Origin of the sequence: Pyrodictium occultum (genome assembly GCF_001462395.1) — an archaeon.
GTDB classification, from domain to species: domain Archaea; phylum Thermoproteota; class Thermoprotei_A; order Sulfolobales; family Pyrodictiaceae; genus Pyrodictium; species Pyrodictium occultum.
Genome location: NZ_LNTB01000001.1, coordinates 765,966 through 781,135, shown reverse-complemented (window position 1 = coordinate 781,135; position 15,170 = coordinate 765,966). Strand labels below are relative to the sequence as shown.

13 protein-coding genes are annotated in these 15,170 nt (G+C 63.5%); 6 read left to right on the top strand and 7 right to left on the bottom strand.

Annotation, left to right across the window (positions count from 1 at the left end; all coding sequences use genetic code 11):
- Positions 1 to 7: 7 nt before the first annotated feature.
- Both CF15_RS04215 and CF15_RS04210 read right to left on the bottom strand, forming a co-directional pair.
- The gene (locus tag CF15_RS04215) at positions 8 to 2,224 is read right to left on the bottom strand and encodes an elongation factor EF-2 (protein ID WP_058370679.1); all 2,217 of its coding nucleotides are present in this window, start codon (positions 2,222 to 2,224) and stop codon (positions 8 to 10) included.
- A gap of 69 nt (positions 2,225 to 2,293) precedes the next feature.
- Positions 2,294 to 2,989: an ERCC4 domain-containing protein gene (locus CF15_RS04210; RefSeq protein WP_058370678.1), complete on the bottom strand. Its 696-nt coding sequence runs from the start codon at positions 2,987 to 2,989 to the stop codon at positions 2,294 to 2,296.
- Between the two features lie 208 nt (positions 2,990 to 3,197).
- Here CF15_RS04210 and CF15_RS04205 point away from each other — a divergent pair, with 208 nt between their 5' ends.
- Positions 3,198 to 3,713 carry a hypothetical protein gene (locus CF15_RS04205; protein ID WP_058370677.1) on the top strand — a complete coding sequence of 172 codons (516 nt, stop codon included), beginning with the start codon at positions 3,198 to 3,200 and terminating at the stop codon, positions 3,711 to 3,713.
- 188 nt (positions 3,714 to 3,901) lie between these two features.
- Here the strand turns inward: CF15_RS04205 and CF15_RS04200 are convergent, their stop codons facing one another.
- The 4 genes from CF15_RS04200 to CF15_RS04185 all read right to left on the bottom strand — a co-directional run bounded on the left by CF15_RS04200 (position 3,902) and on the right by CF15_RS04185 (position 9,103).
- Positions 3,902 to 5,212: an RsmB/NOP family class I SAM-dependent RNA methyltransferase gene (locus CF15_RS04200; protein WP_058370676.1), complete on the bottom strand. Its 1,311-nt coding sequence runs from the start codon at positions 5,210 to 5,212 to the stop codon at positions 3,902 to 3,904.
- Positions 5,213 to 5,416: 204 nt separating this feature from the next.
- Positions 5,417 to 6,217, bottom strand: coding sequence for a ribonuclease HII (gene rnhB / locus CF15_RS04195; protein WP_168371261.1), 801 nt, complete (start codon positions 6,215 to 6,217; stop codon positions 5,417 to 5,419).
- A complete protein-coding gene (locus CF15_RS04190; RefSeq protein WP_058370675.1) occupies positions 6,175 to 7,032 on the bottom strand; it encodes a hypothetical protein in 858 nt (285 codons plus the stop codon). The genes rnhB and CF15_RS04190 overlap by 43 nt, the downstream gene beginning before the upstream one ends.
- 154 nt (positions 7,033 to 7,186) lie before the next feature.
- Positions 7,187 to 9,103 carry a chloride channel protein gene (locus CF15_RS04185; protein ID WP_058370674.1) on the bottom strand — a complete coding sequence of 639 codons (1,917 nt, stop codon included), beginning with the start codon at positions 9,101 to 9,103 and terminating at the stop codon, positions 7,187 to 7,189.
- 131 nt (positions 9,104 to 9,234) lie between these two features.
- On the opposite strand from CF15_RS04185, the gene CF15_RS04180 reads away from it, so the two are divergent.
- The 4 genes from CF15_RS04180 (at position 9,235) to CF15_RS04165 (ending at position 12,579) form a co-directional block, all read left to right on the top strand.
- Positions 9,235 to 9,816, top strand: coding sequence for a hypothetical protein (locus CF15_RS04180; protein ID WP_058370673.1), 582 nt, complete (start codon positions 9,235 to 9,237; stop codon positions 9,814 to 9,816).
- A 116-nt stretch (positions 9,817 to 9,932) separates the two neighbouring features.
- Entirely contained in the window at positions 9,933 to 10,634 is a 702-nt protein-coding gene (locus tag CF15_RS04175) for an MBL fold metallo-hydrolase (RefSeq protein ID WP_058370672.1), read from the top strand.
- Complete coding sequence (locus CF15_RS04170) at positions 10,612 to 11,358, top strand: ABC transporter ATP-binding protein (RefSeq protein ID WP_058370671.1); 747 nt, start codon at positions 10,612 to 10,614, stop codon at positions 11,356 to 11,358. The genes CF15_RS04175 and CF15_RS04170 overlap by 23 nt, the downstream gene beginning before the upstream one ends.
- 6 nt (positions 11,359 to 11,364) lie before the next feature.
- Positions 11,365 to 12,579 (top strand): ABC transporter permease, encoded by a 1,215-nt coding sequence (locus CF15_RS04165; protein WP_058370670.1) that lies wholly within the window; start codon positions 11,365 to 11,367, stop codon positions 12,577 to 12,579.
- A 128-nt stretch (positions 12,580 to 12,707) separates the two neighbouring features.
- On the opposite strand, the gene CF15_RS04160 is transcribed toward CF15_RS04165, so the two are convergent.
- Positions 12,708 to 13,556 carry an FkbM family methyltransferase gene (locus tag CF15_RS04160; protein ID WP_058370669.1) on the bottom strand — a complete coding sequence of 283 codons (849 nt, stop codon included), beginning with the start codon at positions 13,554 to 13,556 and terminating at the stop codon, positions 12,708 to 12,710.
- Between the two features lie 296 nt (positions 13,557 to 13,852).
- Between CF15_RS04160 and CF15_RS04155 the strand changes: the two genes are divergently transcribed.
- Complete coding sequence (locus CF15_RS04155; protein ID WP_058370668.1) at positions 13,853 to 15,145, top strand: hypothetical protein; 1,293 nt, start codon at positions 13,853 to 13,855, stop codon at positions 15,143 to 15,145.
- Positions 15,146 to 15,170: the final 25 nt, after the last annotated feature.

Here is a 15,170-nt window from a genome sequence, read left to right as displayed (position 1 = left end):
TGCCGGCCTAGTAGGGGGTTATGAAGTCCTCGGGCTTCGGCGGCTCCGGAGGCAGGCCTTTCCTCTCGCGTATCTTCCTAACGACATCCATCAGCATGTTGTCGGGTAGTGGCGCCCAGCGGCTGAACTCGGTGCCCCAGAAGGCCCTGCCCTGGGTGGCGCTCCTAAGCTCTGCCGCTAGGTCGAAGCTCTCTGCCACGGGTATCTCCGCCAGGACCCTCATCATTACGCCGTACTCCTTCATGTCCAGTATCTTGCCGCGCTTCCTCGATATGACCGCTATCACGTTGCTCACATACTCCTGCGGCACGCGTATGTCGAGCTTCTGCAGGGGCTCCAGCAGCGTCGGCTTAGCGGTCAGCATGCCCGCGTAGATGGCGTTGCGCACTGCCGGGTAGATCTGCGCGGGGCCGCGGTGAGCAGGGTCCTCGTGGATCACGGCGTCGTGGAGCACTACCTTGACGCCCCTGACCGGCTCCTTGGCCAGCGGGCCCTCCTTCATTGCCAGGCGGAAGCCCTGGATTATGGTGTCCTTCACCTCGCGGAGGTGCTGTATACCGGTGGTCCTGTCGACGAACACGTTGATGTTCTCGTCGATAGCCCATATCCTCTTGGCCTCGTCGTAGTCCCAGCCGGCCTTCTCCTTGAGTATCTTGGCTCTCTCATAGACGTCCTGGTCCTCGGTTACCTCGCCGTTGTGTATAAGCTTTATGGTCTCCTCGTTGAGAGGCTCAACACTTATGTAGAGCTTGTTGTGCTTGTTGGGGCTCTTGCCCTCGAACACCTGGCTCTTAGCCCTCACGGTCTCGCGGTACACGACTATCGGCGGGCTGGTCTTCACCTCTATGCCGAAGGTCTCCTTGAGCCACCAGGTGGCTATCTCTATGTGGAGCGGGCCCATACCGCTGAGGAGGTACTCGCCGGTCTCCTGGTTGATCTTAACCTGTATAGTCGGGTCCTCTATGCTCAGCTTGTAGAGGGCGTCTATGAGCTTCGGCAGGTCCTTGGGGTTCTTGGGCTCGATGGCAACCGTCACCACGGGCTCGGAGACGTAGTGGAGCTTCTCGAACGGCGGCACCTTGTCCTTGAGGCTTGTCGCTACAGCCGTCTCGCCGGCCCTGGCGTCCTCGAGGCCGAGCGCTGCAGCTATGTTGCCGGCAGGTATCTCATCCACAACCTCGCGGTCGGGGCCCATGTAGATGCTTACCTGCAGCACCTTGGCGTTCTTCCTAGCGTTCACAAGCCATACCTCATCGCCCTGGTGGAGGGTGCCGCTGAATATGCGGCCGGTAGCCACGAGGCGGCGTATCTTCGGGTCGACCCTCATGAACGAGATGGCGTACACTAGGGGCCCGTTGGGGTCAGCCTCTAGCATAGCCTTGCCAACTTCACTGTTTATGTCGCCCTTCCAGATCTTGGGGATACGGTACCTCTGGGCCTCCCTAGGGTTGGGTATGAACTTCACGACAGCGTCCAGGAGTGCTTCGTGGAGGGGGGCCACCTTGGTGGCGAACTCCTCCACTGCCTCCTTGCCACGCTTGTAGGCCTCTATGATGTCGCTGAACTTTATGCCGCGCTTCTGGGCGAGAGGTATGCTTATGCCCCACTTGTCCCTCGCGCTGCCGAATATCACCATGCCGCTGGCAGGGTCTAGCTGCCACTTCTTCTTGAACTCCGGGTCAGCGTAGAGGCTGATCAGGTGGTTTACCTCCTTTATTATCTCTACGAAGCGCTGCTGTATCTGCTGGGGGGTGTACTTAAGCTCCTTGATCAGCCTGTCGACCTTGTTTATGAAGAGTATGGGGCGTACACGCTCCTCAAGGCTCTGGCGCAGCACGGTCTCCGTCTGGGGCATCACGCCCTCGACAGCGTCTACAACCACCACGGAGCCGTCCATCATGCGGAGGCTCCTTGTCACGTGGCCGGAGAAGTCCACGTGGCCCGGCGTGTCTACCAGGTTTATCACGTAGGGCTTGCCCTGGTACTCGTGGTAGAGGCTTATGTTGGCGGACTTCACGGTTATACCGCGCTGCTGCTCCACCTTCAGGTAGTCGAGCGCAAGGGCCTCGCCGGCGATACGCTGCGAGATTATACCCGCGGCTGCGAGCAGCGAGTCGCTAGTAGTAGTCTTGCCATGGTCCACGTGGGCCACGATACCTATATTTCTGATCTGCTCAATGTTTCTCATTATCCTCAGTATCTCGTCTACATGCTTTACTCGCATAGCCTACCCTACCCGGGGCTGGGGACCCGGCGGTCTCCGGGTTATAAGTACACTCTGAGGCCTCTTCCCTCAGGGGCTCCGGCCCTCACCCCCTTCCTTGCCCCTCCCCGGGGGCTTGTAGGGGGCATGTATCACCCTGTAGACGCGCTGGGCCCTCTCATAGCCCAGGATCCTCTCGAGCTCGACCACAGAGGCCCTGCATATTGCCTCTATGCTGCCGAGCCTCTCGAGCAGCTTCTCCGCCAGCCTTGGGCCCACACCGGGGAGGCTCTGGACCACGTAGAGCTGCTGCATCCACAGCTTCTCCAGCCTAGGCTTCCTGTGCACCACTACGCTCCGCTTGCTCCCGTACTGCTCGCGGCAGGCTATACTGTATATCATCCTAGCCGTCTCACGCTGGTTGGCGCTCCAGAGGACTCGTACCCCGTGCTCTATGGATAGCGAGGCTAGCGCCATCCTGGCCTGCATGCCCCTGGTGGTGTACTCCTCGATCTTCCCGGGGTCGCCCTCAACTATGAGGACGGGTATCTCGTAGTGCTCGCTCAGCCTCCTAGCCTGGTCGAATAGCCTGCCGTCGAAGAGGCTTTCGGCCAGGTCACGCACCGTCTTCCTCTCTATGGCCACGCGGTCCGACACTATATAGTCCCCGACCCCGGCCATAGTGTAGACCACGGCCGCGCCTAGCTCGGCTAGGGCCTCTGGGACCCCGCTGCCCCGCTCCCTCTCATCCACGTACACCCTCGGCCTCCTGCACTCGGCCGACAATCCCCCGGCTCGCCGGCTTGCAGGGCCCTGGGTGTGGAGTGCACTAGAGGCTGACGCCGGCCCCCGGGTGATGAGAGTCCGGCGCTCCGAACTCCTCCTCGTCCAGGGGGTGCAGGGCGCTCCCCCTCTGGGCCACTGTTTTAGCCCCGTACGCCCCTGCTATTCCAGCGGGGACTCCGAAGCCTGCGGAAGGATGGGGTGAGATTCGTTGGCGAAGACCAGCGGTAGGAAGAAGGAGCCCGTGGGCGGCACCAAGAAGGAGCTCGTTATAGTATCCAGGCCGGCTGTGACAAGGGAGCAGATTGAGAGGGACGAGAGGAAGAGGAAGCTACTCCTAGTGCTCAAGGCTATGGAGGATCAGGGGGGTATATATGAGAGGAGCCTGGCGCACCTCGTATACTGGCTCCAGAACGAGAAGGGGATAAACCTGGGCTATAACTTCTTCATGGTAGGCGACGTGCCTACCTCCAAGGAGTTGCACGAGGACATCATAGCTCTGCTCTACGTGGGCTTCGCGGAGACCGATCCCAGGACGAAGAAGCTGAGGCTAACCAATGACGGCAAGGAGTTTCTGGAGAAGAAGGGTGTAGACCCCGAGTTCTACGAGAAGCTCCGGGCGGCCGTGGAGGAGCTAAAGCCCAAGATAGCGGCGCTTGACGCGCAGATAGAGCTGACCACTGTGCTCTCCAGGCCCAGGGCACCTAGGAGGCGTAGGCTCTTCTAACCACCCCAGGGCTTTTCTACGGGGCAGCCCAGGGACCTCAGCTAAGCACACACCATATAGCCCGCGGCCCCCCCCCGGGCCCCTACCCGTGGCAGCGGGGGTCAGGGCCCCGGCAACGCCGCCGTGGCGGCGGGCCCATGGGGTGAGCCGGGTGACGGATTGCACGCCGCCACAGCATTCCTCTCCATTTACCCGCCTCCTCCGCGGCGCCTCAGCCTCGCTATGAAGAAGCCCTGCGTGCCGTGGAGGTGGGGTAGGAGCCTGCGCACCTGACTCCGGAAAGCGTAGGGACTGTAGCCCGGGGCTCCGGGGATCGGCGGCTCCTCCAGCTCGATACCCGCCTCGAGGGCTGCTATGTGCTCCTCGCCCTCGAATGGGAGTACACTACAGACAGCATACACCACGTATTCTGGGCCGAGGCTTAGCGCCCTCTGCAGCATCTCCCTTTGTATCCGGGGGAACCTCTGGACCCATGAGAGATCCTCGAGATGCATCTTTATCGCCGGGTCCTTGCCGACGGCTCCGCTGCTAGTGCACGGCGCGTCGAGGATTATCTTGCCCGGGGGGAGCCTCAGCGCCATGAAGCGCGAGTCTGCGTGAAGCAGCTCAACCCTGGACATGTCTACCCCGTAGAGGTGGAGAAGCCTTCTCGTTCTCTTCAGCCTCTCCCAGGAAACGTCTACCGCTATTATCCTGGCGCGGTTGCCGGTTAGCTGCATTATGAGGGAGTCCTTGACCCCAGGGGCGGCTGCCATGTCCAGTATCACGTCCCCCGGCTCCGGCTCGAGGGCTTCAACCACGAGGGCAGACGCCTTGTCCTGGAAGACTATCTCGCCCCTCCACATCTCCTCCAGGTGGTGGAGGGGCTCGCTGAAGTCCACCACTTCGAGCATGTAGGGGAGGTCGGGGTCCCTGCGTACAATCACGCCCTTATCCAGGAGCCGCTGAGCCACGATATCCACGTCGGTCTTGAGCGTGTTCACCCTTATCCACCACTTCTCCGTGTTGAGCGCGGCTAGGAGCCTCTCGGTCTCACTCCTGCCCAGCAGCTCAAGGAATATCTCTACGAACCAGCGTGGGTAGGAGTACTTGACTGAGAGGCGGAGGGCCTCATCCTCCACGCGCTCTAGAAGCTCCTCGACGCTCTCCACCTGCCGGGGTAGGCTCTTGGACAGCTTCCGCCGGAGCCTCTCAACGCTCTCCACGTAGCCAGCTAGATGCTCGGACTCTAAGCCCCGGAGGAGGAGCCAGAGCCTGGCCATTCTCCTCGCGCTGCCCCGGCTGCCGTAGATCTTCTGCTCCGCGTACCGGAGGAGGTAGTAGTCCGACACTATGTCGTGGGAAACCCTGTAGAGCACGCGTGGAGGCACATAGCGGGCCGCCTTCCGGAGCTCTCTTATGGCCTCCTGGTACGCCTTATCATGGCTCACATGCCTCGTCATAACCGTATGCAGCACCTTGGCGCTAAAGTCTATAATCGCCCTGGCCACCTTGTCCATAATGCATCACGCCGCCTGCCAGACCCTGCCAGCACATCCAGGACGCCGGCCCTGGAGGAGCCCGCGGAGGAGAGAAGGACCCCTAATCTGGCCTGCCACCCCCTCCGAGGGGCCGCGCACCACGCGGGCCGTGATGATAGGTGGGCTTACCAGAGCCCCTCGGAGGGGGTGAAGAGTGTGGCCGTAACTGAGCCTCCCCGGCCCCTAGTTTCTGGCACTACTGCCCTCGAGATAGTCTAGGAGGGACCGCCTCCTGCCTTGAGCGGTGCTAGTCTGGCTCTTGGCCCTATACCAGCCCGGCGCTACCCGGCGGAGCGTGGACCAGGAGCGCCTCACGAACCATGGCGGCTGGCTGGGGCTCCGACGGTAGGCCTCCCTTATCCACTCAAGGGTCTCCGGGTCAGTGGGGTAGCCGGAGCCCCTCACCCCGTAGAGGCGGCGGAGCCTCTCAATCTCCTCGTCGCGGGCCACCTTGGCTACTATGCTGGCCGCCGACACCGCTGGGTACTTTGCGTCGGCGCGGGGCTCTGCAACTATCGGGGCTCCCAGCCCCGTGAGCCTTCTTATCTCGCTAACCATCTTGTCCACCGGGCCGACGGCGTCAAGGTAGACCGCGTCAACCCTGCCCAGCACGCTCCGGACCCGGCCGAGTATGTAGGCTATGGTCTCCAGCTCCAGCCTGTTGAGGTTAACCATGTCTATGAGGGCTGGCGGGAGCTTGACCACGACCACGTACTTGGCTAGCCTCAGTATCTCGGGGAGCAGGCGGCGCCGCTGCACCGGCGAGAGCTCCTTGCTGTCCCTAACGCCTAGCTCCGCTAGCCTCTCCAGAGAAGCCTCGTCCACCACAACCCCTGCAACCACCATGGGGCCTATGACTGGGCCCCGGCCGGCCTCGTCCACCCCGGCTATGAGCCTGCCCCTGGGGCTTCTCCTCCCCAGTGCTGTACCACCTCCCAGCGCTAGCCGCAGGGATAGCCGTAGCGGCTGCCGTACGCGATGCATGCAGCCTCCTCCGGGTCCACGAGGAGGACCCGGGAGAGCGAGTAGCCGCGGGCAGCCAGCACTCGCCTTATCACCTCCTCCGCCTCCCTAGCCTCGGGCCAGCATTCCTCGTCGCGCAGCAGGAGGCGGCAGCCGAGAAGCACGCGGGAGCCCTGCCGCCCGCCCACTATCGCCACAGTCTTCACCGCGCCGGTCTTCATATAGTCCAGCCTCCTCCCCGCCTCTGCGAGGAGCCCGCAGATGCTGGACGGCTGCAGCCTCCTACCCCGAGCCACGTGCTCGTATAGATGAAGGATGCAGCCGCCGAGGAGCCCCAGCTGTGCTGCAAGGTCCAGAGAGTGCTCCAGCGCCGAGGACGCGTAGGCGTCGCCGCCGGTGAAGGCATCCTCTAGATGCCTCTCAGCCTCCCTTGCCAGATCGACGCCCGCCTCGGCGAGGGCTGCGAGGTGGACGAGAGAGCGGAGGTGGAGGGAGCTCAGCAGCCTAGACGCGACACGGGAGAGACTGCTGAGCCCTAGCTCACCCTCAACAATCATGTACGCCGCCTCTAGAAGGGCCTCACCACCATAGCCTTCTACGAGCACCCTCCCCCGGGAGGCGTGGCGGCGTAGCCAAGCTACTACCCCGAGGAGGGAGAAGAGTGTCGGGGAGTCGCTGGGGGAGAGGGGATAGGCCTCCACCCTCTCGACTCCGAGCATCTTGTACGCCTCTATGCGGGGTAGCGCGTCCAGGAGGGGCGCTACCACTAGCACGGTGTCGTAGCGGGCGGCCCTGCTGGAGGCCTTGCCGCTCATAGGCTGGAAGTCGATAGCCACGGCCGAGCATCACCAGGCGGTCTAGACCACCTAGACGGCGGGAGGGGTGGAGGCTCAGCCTAGTATGCGGTCTGCATCCGGGATGCACTGATCTACGCTCCCGGATTCCACATCACTGCCTCCCAGGTGAATACCCGGGGGACCTCTCCGGGGTTTATCCGGCTTGCAGCCCATGGCCAGCCTGGCTGGTGAGTACACCCCTCTCCTGCCTCAGCCTCCCTATGATCATCGGGAACAAGGTTCTAACGAGATCCTCTAGGGTGACGACCCCCACGTACCGGAGCATATTATCCACTACTATGACATAGTCGGTACCATAGAGGACCATCTGCTCCAGGGCCCTCGTCACACAGTCGCCTAGCCTCACCAGAGGGGCCTGCGAGAGCGAGACCTCCGCAACCGGCTCATTGGAGCGGAGAGCGTAGCGCAGGTCTAGGCCGGCGTAGCCGGGATCCAGGACGCCAACCACACGCCCATTATCATCCACCACCGGTATTATGTGCTGACGGCTGTTGATCATCTTGTGGATTGCCTCGCCCAGCTTCTCATTCCAGTTGGCAGTGATGGGGCTCTTGTTAACTAATTTGTCTACCGGGATGCACACACCATACTCCCGTATGAGCTGGAGCAGTGACTCAGCAGTGAATATGCGCGGGGATATGGGGTGCGGCAGCTGGGACTCCACTATAGTTATGCCGCGCGTAGCCAGCGAGGCTGTCAGGGAGGTTATCAATGCGGGCACTATGAGTGCCGGGCTGCCCCCTATCTCGGCCACCAGGAAGGAGAGGCCGACCGGAACCTTGGAGGCCGCGCCGAAGAGGGCGGCCATGCCTAGGTAGGCGTAGAGCGCGGGCCTGACAGTGGTATGGCCCTCCATGATGAGGCCGAATAGCTCCCCAACCATGGCGCCGGCGTAGAGGCCTGGGGCTAGGAGGCCGCCGCTGCCGCCGCTGCCGACGGTAAGTGACGTGGCCAATATCTTTAGCACCGCCAGCAGGAATAGGGCCATGAGCAGGCCTACGTGGAGGCTCCCGAGAATCCTTGCCACGCTGGCTTCTCCTATCGACTGGAACGCCCTGAGCATCTCTGTGAGGAGCTCCTCCCCCGTGCCCAGTATGTGTGGCACCAGAAGGCCTATCGTGCCGACAAAGAGGGCGCCTATGACGGGCTTAACATACACTGGAATCTTCCTCTTCTCCACTAGTGTGTTCATACTCTCCCTGATCCGGCGGAAGGTGAATACGTAGAGGTAGGCGAAGGGTGCGACGAACAGCCCGAGGAGTATGTATGAGGCCACAGCGCTGATGCTGTAGAGGTTGAGAATGTTGCTGACTGCTATGGAGGGTAGCCTGTACTCGGGCCCCAGTATGTGCAGCGAGAGTGCATACGCTATAACCGATGCGAAGAGCGACGGGATGAGCGCAGCAACCTCCATGTCCTGCTCGTAGAGCACCTCCACAGCGAATATCGCAGCACCCACCGGGCTCTTGAATATAAATGAGAGGGCTGCAGCCACGCCTGCTATGACAGCTATCTTTCTCTCCTCAACGCTGAGCCTTAGGAGCATTGAGGCAAAGGAGCCGGCGGCGCCGCCTATCTGGACCGCCGGGCCCTCGGGGCCCCCGCTCCCCCCGGTGCCGAGGAGCAGGGCGGAGGCCACCGCCTTGACTAGGGCAACCCTGGGCCTAACTATACCTGCCCCGTGGTGGTAGGCTTCAACTATGGCGTCGGTGCCTCCGCCCTCGGCCTCTGGCGCCCAGCGGTAGACTATGACCGCTGCTAGGGCGGCGCCAGCTACAACGGTTAAGGGTATTATATACTTGTTCCGGCTCTTGAGGGCTATTATGGCGTAGTCGGAGACTCCGTGGAGGCCCAGCGCGAAATTGAGCCCATGTAGGTGCGACATAATGAAGGTCACTATGTGCAGCATTACATAGAATAGGCCGATGGCTAGCGACGATATTATAGCTGTAGCCGTGCTTATGACGAGCCAGCGCTCGACATAGGTAAGCCGCTCATTTATAGCGTTAATTATGTTATTAAGCTTGCTTAGAGCCCGTTCACGCGGCATAGCAGCCTCCCTGCACCCTCACACATAGACCCTTGGCCCCGGACTCCTGGGGTGCACCGCTGGGTTGAATAAGAGGGACACCTCCAGGACGCAATGCCACAGGGGAATATCCGGCACGGGGGTGCCGAGGCGTGTCGGCCGCCCCTACGCTGGACCTGGCCCGGCTCGTGGAATCGGGCATAGAGGAGGCCCGCAAGGCCCTGAGTGCCGGGCGGTTCCAGTTAAAGGTCTACGCCCTTCCAAGGCCCCGGATCAGGATCCGCACCCCCAGCAAGAAGATCCTCGAGGTCGACGAGGGCAAGCTGGCAAGGCTAGAGTACGCGCTATTCCGCTCAGTGCTTGCAGCCAAGTCGCGCGGCACCAAGCCCAGCTTCCGCGAGTTCGCCGACCTGGTGGGGGACTACAAGGCGTCTGCCGCCTACCTGGCCGTCCTCTGGCGCAGCGGCCTCCTGGAGTTCGAGGACCCCTCGAAGGCCGTGGAGATATACACAGCTGCCTCCTCGCTTAGCCAGAAGGGCTACGAGAGAAGGATAGCCAGGGCCCTCGACGCCAAGTTAACCCTAAAGGCAGAGGAGCTGGCCAAGCTGCCATCCGACCAGATAGAGTGCATAGAGAGGGACGGCAGAATATACTGCCGCTACATCCTTACCAACACCGCCAGAAGCCAGGCTAAGGCGCAGGTCAGAGCGCTCAGCGACGTGCTCTCAAGCTAGCCGCCGGCGAGGGATCCTCTTTATAGCCCTACCAGGGGCACGCGCCCCCTTCTCAGCGGAGAGGCCCCCACCAGGGCCGTCGAGGGAGCAGCAAGGGGGCAGGCAGGTAGGGCAAAATGCCGCTCAAGCTGAGATGGTGGCTGCACGCCTGCTTCGAGATAGAGGCTGGCGGCAAGAGGCTGGTAATAGACCCCCACGACGGGGGCAGCCTTGGCGTCGGCTTCGAGGCGCCCATGGTTGTTGCCGACTACGTCCTGGTGACGCACGAGCACTACGACCACAATGCCGTGGAGAAGGTCTCGGGCAAGCACACGGTGGTTGTGAGGGAGGAGACCGGGGACTTCGAGCTGGGCCCTTTCCGGGTCCGGGGTGTGAGGCTGCCCCACGACGAGTTTGAGGGCAGGCTGAGGGGCTTCGTGGTAGCCTACCGGGTTGAGGCCGAGGGGCTGAGCCTGGTGCATCTAAGCGATCTTGGCCGCGCACTGCGCGAGGAGGAGGCTGAGGCCATAGGCAAGGTTGACGTAGCCCTCATACCCGCCGGCGATGTGTACACGCTGCATCCCAGGCAGGCGCTTGAGGCCGCCGAGGCCCTGGGGGCACGGGTAGTGGTGCCTATGCACTACTGGCTGCCGGGCATACAGCTCCCCTTGGAGCCTCTTGACGAGCTGCTACGCTACGCTAAGAAGTGGCGTGTAGTACGCCTAGACTCCAACACGCTGGAGCTGAGCCGCGAGGAGCTGCCAAGCGAGAAGACCATAGTGGTGCTCGCGCCTCCGAGGAAAGGGGCTGCCACGCTTGAAGCCAGCCAGGCGATGTAGGGGCGAGGTTCTGGCCGCGGAGGGGCTCGTCAAGCGGTTCCGGCGGGGCCCGGTTATAGGGCCCATCTCCCTGAGGGTTCCCGCGGGCAGTGTGTTCGCGCTAGTCGGGCCAAACGGGGCAGGGAAGACCACAACGCTGAGGATGATACTCGGCATCTACAAGCCTGACGAGGGCAGGGTTAGGATCTGCGGCGTGGATCCCTACCGGGCCCGGGGCGCCTATGGGCTCGCCGCCTACGTCCCCGAGGAGACCGCCGTATATCCCCGGCTCACCGGGTACGAGCATCTCTGGTTCTACGCCGCCCTCTACACCGGGTTGCCAAGGGAGGCGGAGGAGATTGTTGAGAGGGCCTCCAGGCTCTCGGAGCTCGGGGAGCACCTCAACAGGCCCGTGGAGAGCTACAGCAAGGGCATGAAGAGGAGGCTTGTGCTGGCGCTGGCACTCGCCCTTGAAACGCCCCTGCTGGTCCTAGACGAGCCCACCTCCGGGCTAGACGTGTACGCCGCCGTGAGGATAAGGCAGCTGATACGCCGGGCGACGAGCGAGGGCCGGGCTGTGCTCGTTACCAGCCACAACATGCTCGAGGTTGAGAGGCTCGCCGACCGTGTAGCCTTCATGGCCCGCGGCATGGTAGTGGACGAGGGCGAGCCCCGGGAGCTGGTGGAGAGGTACGGCGCCAGGGACCTGGAGGAGGCCTTCGTAAAGGCCACGCTGGGGCGGTGAGGTGGAGTGGCACGGCTCGTCCACAGCTACCGGCTCGCCGTGCTAGCTAGGAAGGAGGCCCTAGAGCTGCTACGTGACAGGAGGAGCCTAGCGCTAATGGCGATATCGGCCTTCCTCTTCCCCCTCCTGGGGCTCCTGGTTACCGGGCTGAAGACGCAGCAGGCAGCCCTCGTAGCCATAGTCGTGTGCGACCGGGGCGCCCCGGCTGAGAGCCTGGCCAGGAGCCTCTACGACGTGTTCGCCGGCAGCCCCGGGTTCAGGGCTGCTATTGTCAACAGCTCCAGCTGCAGGCCACCGCGGGGAGCAGTAGCGGCCATAGCGCTGCCCCCAGGATTTAGCGCGAACGCCACGGCAATAGACAAGCCTGTCGTCATAATGGTGTACCAGGTTGTGGGCAACCCCGCTGCCAGTGACGCGCTGAGCCTAGCCTACAGTGTGGTCTCCAAGTTCTCCGAGAGGCTCGCGCTGCAGCGGGTAGAGAAGCTGGCCAGCCTAGCTGGCCGGCGGATTGACGTCGCCCACGTACTCCACCCGGTTGAGGTAGTGTCGGAGACGGTCACCGCTACCGGGCAGAGGGCCCCGCCGCAGCTGGAGGAGAGGGCCAGCGTCGCCAGGTTCCTAGCGTTCTCAGTGTTCTTCCTGCTCAACCCTGCTGCTATGGCCGTATCAGACTCCATAACCAGGGAGAGGGCCCGGGGGACGGGGGAAGTGCTCGCTGTGACCCCTATCACTGGCGTCGAGCTAGTGCTGGGCAAGACTCTGGGGTCCATCACGGCCGCCCTCCTTGCAGGCGGGCTCGACGCGCTGGCAGCAGTGGCTTATGCCGAGGCCGTCTCGGCCACGGTAGGGCCCGATATGATACTGTTCCACGCTCTCCAGGTCGTGCTGGCCATTATTGTGACGGCCTCGTTTACAATGCTCCTAACCCTGCTGGTGCCGGGTCAGAGGGCGGCAATCCTCGCGACGAGCCTCGTGACAAGCGCGGCGCTCATGGTGTTCTTCTCGGTGCTCTTCGTGGATCTAAACACGCTCCCGGAGTGGATAAGAATACTGCTCTATGCTATACCCTACATCCATACCGCCGAGGCAATTGAAGACTATGCCCTAGGCTACACGGGGGCAGCACTGGCCCACACGCTTGTCATATCGGTGCTCGCCGCGGTCTCTGTGGCCGCCGCCGCAAAGCTCTACAAGCCGGAGAGGCTTGTGAAGAGGGAGTAGGGGAGAAGCCCCGGAGGGATGATGTAGCTCTTGATAACTGCTTGAACCCCCGGCGACCGGCGGGGAGCCCTGGAACCCCCGGCCGGAGTGAGCAGGGAGGCCGTGCTGACCCCCAGGTGCCAGGCACGCTAGGGCTGCACCGCCACCACTACCGCCTGCCTCCATTGCTCGCCCAGGGCCATAGTGTGCGTGTTATACCCGCTGAGGCGGAGCAGGGCTTCGACCCGGGAGGGCTCTACAAGCGGCGGGTGCGTCTCGACCACTAGCTGCTTAACCCTGTCGGGGCCCAGGAGCCCCTCCCTGGCAGCGTGCTCCAGGACTTCGAGCTCTGCCCCTTCTATATCGAGTTTCAGGAGGTCGACCCGCCCGAGCCCGTGGCTGGCCAGCAGCCTCGGGAGCCCCACGGCGGGCACTTGGAGCCTCCCCGTCCTATCGGCGCCCATGTACTCAAGGTAGCCGGGCATGGTGCTCGTGTTCACCCAGGGCTCCGCCAAGTAGAGGCTGCGGGTGCAGCTGCTGCAGCCGGCAAGAGCTCTCGGGTCTACCCGGGCCACGTTCTCGAGGCCGTTAGCCTCGAGGTTTGCATAGAGTATTTGCCTCGCGTAGGGGTTTGGCTCGACCGCTACAACTAGGCCGCGGCGCCTCATGAGCAGCGCGGCCCTGACCGCGAAGAAGCCTAGATAGCTGCCTGCATCGATTACCACGTCGCCCGGCCTAACCTCTAGCAGCTCGCCCACCCGGTAGTCGTTGAGGCAGTAGACGTGCACCAGGTTGGCCCAGGCCTCCGGGAGCTGGCTGCACGGGATGAGGAAGAGTGCCTCCCCCAGCCTGACCTCAACAATGCCCCTGCAGCCGGAGAGAGTAGCGTCGAGCAGGTGCGCCGCCTCCCGCCCCTCTATACAGCCCCGCGACGCTTCGAGGAGCCACTCCAGGTATTCCTCGTCACGGGGCTCTAAGCCCCACTCGCCGGCAGCCAACCAGCAGCGTCCCCCCGGGTATAGCTCCTCCCGTAGGGAGGTCGGTGATGGGACTACTCTTCACCGCCCCTAGGGCCGGGGCTCGTGGAGCCCCCAGGCCTCATCCCCGGGGGCGTGCTGCCTACAGGAGCAGCTCTTATGAGCAGCTGGGCACCTCCCCTAATAATGCCTCGCGCCGGACGCCCAGGCCAGGGGTGATGAGCTGGGCCCTTACGGTTGCCCTCCGAGGCCCGAAGGCAGCCAGTGCGGAGGGTTTCGCGCCCTGACCCCACGGGCCTCTACACGGTGTAGACGCTATGAAGGCCAGGGTGGTAGGCTGCAGGGGAGTGTCGGGGAGGGTGGAGGCTACGCCATCCCTCTGGGACTCAATGGTCAAGATTGTAGCGGCCGCGGCCGGCGGCGGGGGCGAGGTTGACAACCTTAGGATGGAGAGCCGCTGCATTCGGGACATGGCGAAGGCCCTAGGGGGGCTAGGCTACCGTGTAGAGTGGGTCTCCTCCACGCGGCTCCACATACGCGATGAGGGGGGCGAGCCGGGCTCTAGAGTAGTAGTGGATACCTCCTGCGGGCTGCTGGTGCCGGGGCTCCTGGCCCCTCTCGCCGCCGTCCGCCTGCCGCCCGGCGGGCAGTTCGTGGTACGCGGGGCTTCCAGGCGGCCGCTAGCCTACAGTCTCCGGCCTATAATAGAGGCCGTGACCGCTGTAGGCGGCCGCGCATGGCCCGGCGGGGGCCCGGCGAGGCTCATTGTGGTCGAGCCTGCCGCCTACACTGGGGCCGGGCGGGTAGCTAGGCTCCAGAGCCCTCCGGGCTACGTGGCCGCCGGGGTGCTGGCGGCCCTGGCCGCCGCGGGGGGAGGAAGGCTGCTGGTCTACGGCTCTGGAGTTAAGGCGGCTAAGAGGCTGGAGGGCATGAAGCACGCTCTCCGCGAGGCAGGCTTCCGGGTGGAGGAGGGTAGGTGGGTAGAGGTGGCGCCCCGGGAGGCCGGCGGCCCGCGTCTCCTCCGCGCCGAGCCGGGGCTGCACGAGACGGCGCTGCTGCTGGCCCTAGCCTCACCCTGCATGGAGGGTGGATTGGAAGTCTCCGGCCTACCGGGGGGCGAGGGCCTCTCCGGCCTCGAGTACCTCCTGAAGGCCTCCGGGTTCGAGGCCAGGGTAGAGTGCGGCCGGGACTGCAGCCTGCATGTAGACTCCTTCGCCCCCTCCTCGGCTGTAGTGAGCCTGAGCGAGGACCCAGGCTACGTCTTCTTCGCAGCCGCCTACACGGCGGCATGGGCTAGGCTAACAGTCACCGGGCTGCGCTCCGCTGTCCTCGAGGGGCTGCTGGACGAGGGCTTCGAAGCCTTCCTGCACCAGCTTGGCGTGGAGGTGTACATCGAGGATGGTGATAGGCTCGTAGCGGCCGAGCAAGAGCCCGGAGAGCCCGGGCTGGCCAGGATAGAGTGCGGGGAGCCGGCCTACTGCGTGGCCGCTCTCGCGAGGTTCATGAAGGCGGGCAGAGGGGTTGTAAAGGGCGTCGAGAGGATAGAGGATGTTGCCCCAGGAGTGCTGGGCTCCCTCCAGTCGCTGGGAGCTGGTATTGACGTCTACTGAGCGGAAGTATACCCCTGGAGCGCCC

Bases quoted from the DNA above. Each gene is read 5' to 3' on its own strand.
- CF15_RS04185 (WP_058370674.1), bottom strand. From the start codon at position 9,103: ATGCCGCGTGAACGGGCTCTAAGCAAGCTTAATAACATAATTAACGCT.
- CF15_RS04215 (WP_058370679.1), bottom strand. From the start codon at position 2,224: ATGCGAGTAAAGCATGTAGACGAGATACTGAGGATAATGAGAAACATT.
- CF15_RS04200 (WP_058370676.1), bottom strand. From the start codon at position 5,212: ATGGACAAGGTGGCCAGGGCGATTATAGACTTTAGCGCCAAGGTGCTG.
- CF15_RS04155 (WP_058370668.1), top strand. From the start codon at position 13,853: ATGAAGGCCAGGGTGGTAGGCTGCAGGGGAGTGTCGGGGAGGGTGGAG.
- CF15_RS04175 (WP_058370672.1), top strand. From the start codon at position 9,933: ATGCCGCTCAAGCTGAGATGGTGGCTGCACGCCTGCTTCGAGATAGAG.
- rnhB (WP_168371261.1), bottom strand. From the start codon at position 6,217: ATGCATCGCGTACGGCAGCCGCTACGGCTATCCCTGCGGCTAGCGCTG.